The organism is Methylobacter marinus A45, from assembly GCF_000383855.1.
Taxonomy (GTDB): Bacteria; Pseudomonadota; Gammaproteobacteria; order Methylococcales; family Methylomonadaceae; genus Methylobacter; species Methylobacter marinus.
Genome location: NZ_KB912878.1, coordinates 1 through 4,102 on the forward strand (window position 1 = coordinate 1; position 4,102 = coordinate 4,102).

Annotated in this window: 3 protein-coding genes; all 3 read right to left on the bottom strand. The window is 57.2% G+C overall.

Translation table 11 applies throughout. The annotated features are described in order from the left end of the window. Positions 1-205, bottom strand: a 205-nt coding sequence (locus tag METMA_RS25570; protein ID WP_156830690.1) for a hypothetical protein, incomplete at its 3' end; no start/stop codon positions are given. 562 nt (positions 206-767) lie between these two features. Then, positions 768-3,836 carry an Ig-like domain-containing protein gene (locus METMA_RS26065; RefSeq protein WP_020161584.1) on the bottom strand — a complete coding sequence of 1,023 codons (3,069 nt, stop codon included), beginning with the start codon at positions 3,834-3,836 and terminating at the stop codon, positions 768-770. 61 nt (positions 3,837-3,897) lie between these two features. Further along, positions 3,898-4,102: hypothetical protein (locus METMA_RS27655; RefSeq protein WP_040591550.1), on the bottom strand; the 205-nt coding region annotated here is incomplete at its 5' end.

A 4,102-nucleotide genomic window follows, 5' to 3' on the forward strand; every position in this document is an offset into this window, starting at 1 on the left:
CGCCGGGCGGGAAGCCGACGCCCGGAAAGCCCGGATGGCCGGCGCTGAAAAAATCCTCGTCGAATAAATCGTCGGTGTCGACGACCCGGGTAAGCGTGAGCGTGTCGGCCGGACCGGCCGCCACGGCTGAAGGGTTTCCCGCCCCGTAAATCAGCAGGGCGCTGAAAAAGAGCGAAAAAAACTTGGTTAAATAGGTCTTTGTCATGCCGTTATTCATTAGTTAATCCTCATAAGGCGTTGTTTGATGATTAATTTGAAGCGATCTGGATGCGATCGCCGCGTGTGTACTGATGATACTTACCGGGTAATTCCGTCCCGTTCACTGCACTGAGAACGTCTCCGCCGGTAGCGGAGAGCGCGAGAAGCAAGGCCATCGGCCGGCCTTTTACTGAAGCATTATCAATTGGCGGCCAGCGCCTGCCAGACGCTGGCGACACTTTGTTAAATCATCCTAAATACAACTAAAGATTTGGTCGTCAATAACGTCCCAGTTTAAACATAGGATGTGCCGACGCCAGGAGGCGCATCGTTCGCGAGCGATGCGCTTCAGTGCTCAGCACATCCTGTGCAAAATTCCAGTTTCAGGAAGTCATTTTTAGCCAAACCCTAACCGCATGATATTAATAACTTATCTATCCTGATGCCGGATTGGGACCGGCTTTATGCGCATATCGCATTCATCTGAGAAATCCTCGCTATATCAAATTATTGAGATGGCCGGACGAGCTTGATTCGCCAGTCGGCCACCATGCTCAAATTGCCCTCGTTTACTCGATCGTGACGACCAGCTCCGGAATAACCCCGGCCCTTTCCTTCGATCCATAGCCGACCCAGTTGCTGGAAGTCGATTTCACCCGCAGGCCGAAGACGCCATCGCCCGTGATCAGGGAGGTGACATCCACTTCATACCAGGTGTCTTTGGTCACGGCACCCAGGGAAGCTACCAGCGATCCAGCCGCCGGAGCGTTGCTCCAGGTAACGCCGCTCTCGGTCCAGGAGGTGTCGGCGATGGCGTAGAAGTCGCCGCCTTTATCCGAGGAATCGACGTTGTACAGACGCAGCCTGGCGCTGACGATCGACCGCGAGCCTACTCCTGAAACGGTCAGTTTCATCAGAAAATCCTCCACCGGGTTCGGACTGTTCCTCGCGCCCAAATTGACCGAGGCCCCGTAGTTTTTCTCAGGAAAGTCGGCCTTGATGGCGGCATCCGCCGTTGGGGTAAAGGTCAGGGTGGCCGGCGGGTTGTTCACGGTTACCGAAACTGCGCTGGAAACCGTGGTATTGCCGGCAGCATCCCTCGCCACCGCCGTCAACGTGTGCGTGCCGGCAGTTGCTGTGGTGGTGTCCCAGGAAACGGCATAGGGCGCCGTGGTCACCTCGGCCTCTAGCGGATTTCCGTCAAGCTGGAACTGTACACCTGTCACGCCGACATCATCCGCGGCATTGGCCGAGACGGAAACCGTGCCGGAGACGGTGGAACCGGATGCCGGGGACGTCAGGCTTACCGTGGGCGGAGTTGTATCGGCGGGCGGCGGATTATTTTCCACCATCACCAGAACCGTATTGGACTCAGTCATATTGCCGGCAGCGTCCCTTGCCACGGCGGTCAAGCTGTGCTGGCCATCAGGCACCGTGGTAGCGTCCCAGGAAGTGGTATAAGGCGGACTGGTGTCCTCAGCGCCTAGCGGATTTCCATCGACGCGGAACTGCACGCCTGCCACGCCGATATTATCCGCGGCATCGGCCGTGAGGGTCACCGTGCCGGCAACAGTGTCGCCGGATACCGGGGCCGTCAGACTCACAGTAGGCGGTATGGTATCGGCTATTCCTCCGGACAGTTCGCGCGATAACGCGATGCCATCCACGACGGTTCCTGGCGGCAGTCCATTGTTAATGCCGTCCCAGGTGAAATCATAGTCGCATGCAATCGCCGTTCCGGTCGAACTCGGAATGCACCTGAAGATGTCATCGGCGCCACCGCTGGCGACGTTGACCAGGAATGAGCCCTTGGTGGTCAGGTAAATATTGCTGTTGTCGCCATTATTGCTATCGAGCCAGACGCCATTGATGTCCTCGCCGTCGCCGCCATCGCTCATACCCACCTTGGAACCGTCGAAATGCATGCTCCAGGTGCCGCTTGTTTCTTCGCCGAGGTCGCTGGCGCTGAAGGCGATCAGGTCTTCATCCAGGCCTTTCAGACCGGGTAAGGTGTAGCGTGCGGTCACGCTGATGACCAGGCGGCCGTCCGGAAGGAACGAAATCGCATCGATGTTTTCATCGATTGTATCCAGTCCGACGTCCGAGCCGTCGAAGAACCACTCGAAGACGCCGGCGGTATTGTTGCCGAGCGAGGTGGGAATAAAACGCACGATATCGGAAGGCTCGACGAGCGTGGGAACGCCATTGATCGTGACCGTGGCCGGATCATCGAAACTAAGCAGAATGCTGCCGTCGTTCATGATTTCGAAGGCGTTAACGTCCATGCCGCTGAGATCGAGTCCTACAGCCGAACCGTCGAAATACATGGACCAGGTCTCGCTGGCCGTGTCAAAGGCGATGATATCCTCGTCGGCGAAAGTTAAACTGCCAATCTTGTCGCTGCTGGTGGTAGAAACATAGATGGTAGTGAAAGGTGCCGAGAAGGGCTGGCGCGCCTGTACCTCTACATCATCACTGGCGGACAATTGACCGTCGCTGGCCGTCAGACGCAACACATAGCGTCCGATCGCGTTGAAACTGGCCGTGGTATCGACCGCGCTAACATCGCCGAAAGTCACCGTGCCGGGGCCGCTAACCTTGCTCCAGGTCGACGTGATCGGGCCGAGGCCGTCATCCACGACCGCGCCGTCCAGTGTGGCCTCGGCCGGCAGGACGATGGTCAGGTCCGGCCCCGCCGCGACGCCGGGGGCGCGATTGCCGGCAGGAACTGGCGGCACGGAAATTTCATAGACTTTGCCGTCATTTTCGTTGGGGTCCTTATCATTGTCGACGCCCCGGTCGGCGATGTAGGCGTTTAACACGGATGGCTCCGAACTGCCTGGTGCCACGGCTATTCCCGCGGGTTTGTCCGCGTTTGCCTGGCTAATATCGACGTACCTGAGCAGGGGGCCTGCGGTGTAAATGTGGGCCATGCGCGTGGCCGGCTTTCCGACCAGGTATAGCTCGCCGGGCGCTATAAGATCTATGCCTTCAGGATCATGCACGCCAAGGCTCTCGGTATCGAAAGAGCTGACCTGATTATCGAGCGGCGTATCGAAACGGCCGTCCGGACCGGGCAGAATCTTATACACTTCCGAGTTCAGTCCGTCGGCGATATAAAGCGCGCCTTCCGCGGCATCGTAAGCAATGCCTTCCGGGTCATTGCTGCCGAAGGCACTGGTGGAAAACGAGGTGTGGATGTCATCGGCGGTAAACAGTTGCCCATCGGGCCCAGGATTGATCTCGTAGATGGATTTGTCGTCATCGGAAGAGACGAACAGATGGCCATCATTTGGATTGGAGGCGAGGCCATTCGGCTCATTTGTATAGCCGGACTGAGATAAATTCGTAGTGGATGCCGTGGCAATCAGTTCGCCGAGCAGCGTCATTTCAAACAGATTGTCTCCGGTAAAATAAACCGGCATCTCGTTGACCTCGCCGTCGCTGAGCAGCAATGTATTGCTGAAACTAAGATAAGTCAGGCCGCTAGTGTCCGGGCTGGGTGGATTGAATGCCGAGGCCTCGATGGTCCGGACCAACGTCCCCGTAACGTTGTCGGCGGCGAGCGTGCGCTGACCGGACATCAGCAGAATGGTGCTCAGCGCTGAAAGGGTAAAAAAAGCATTTCTATTTATCATTTGTAAATTCCTTGCGAAAAGAAGTTTTGCAATGCTCAGATATCAATTCTTGGCCGCCGGTCTAAAAAGGTCCGGGCAGTTCCCATTCGCTGACTTCGCCTTTAGGCCCCTTGGCCGTCACCAGATACAGATGGCAGATGGACGGATGATCGGTGCGATCCAGGCTCGGCCCGAACACCATGCCCTGGGGCGTGCCGATATTTAACCCGGAGAGATCCAGGCTGGCCGCCAGTTCGCCCTCCAGCGTCAATTTGTACAGTTTCCGC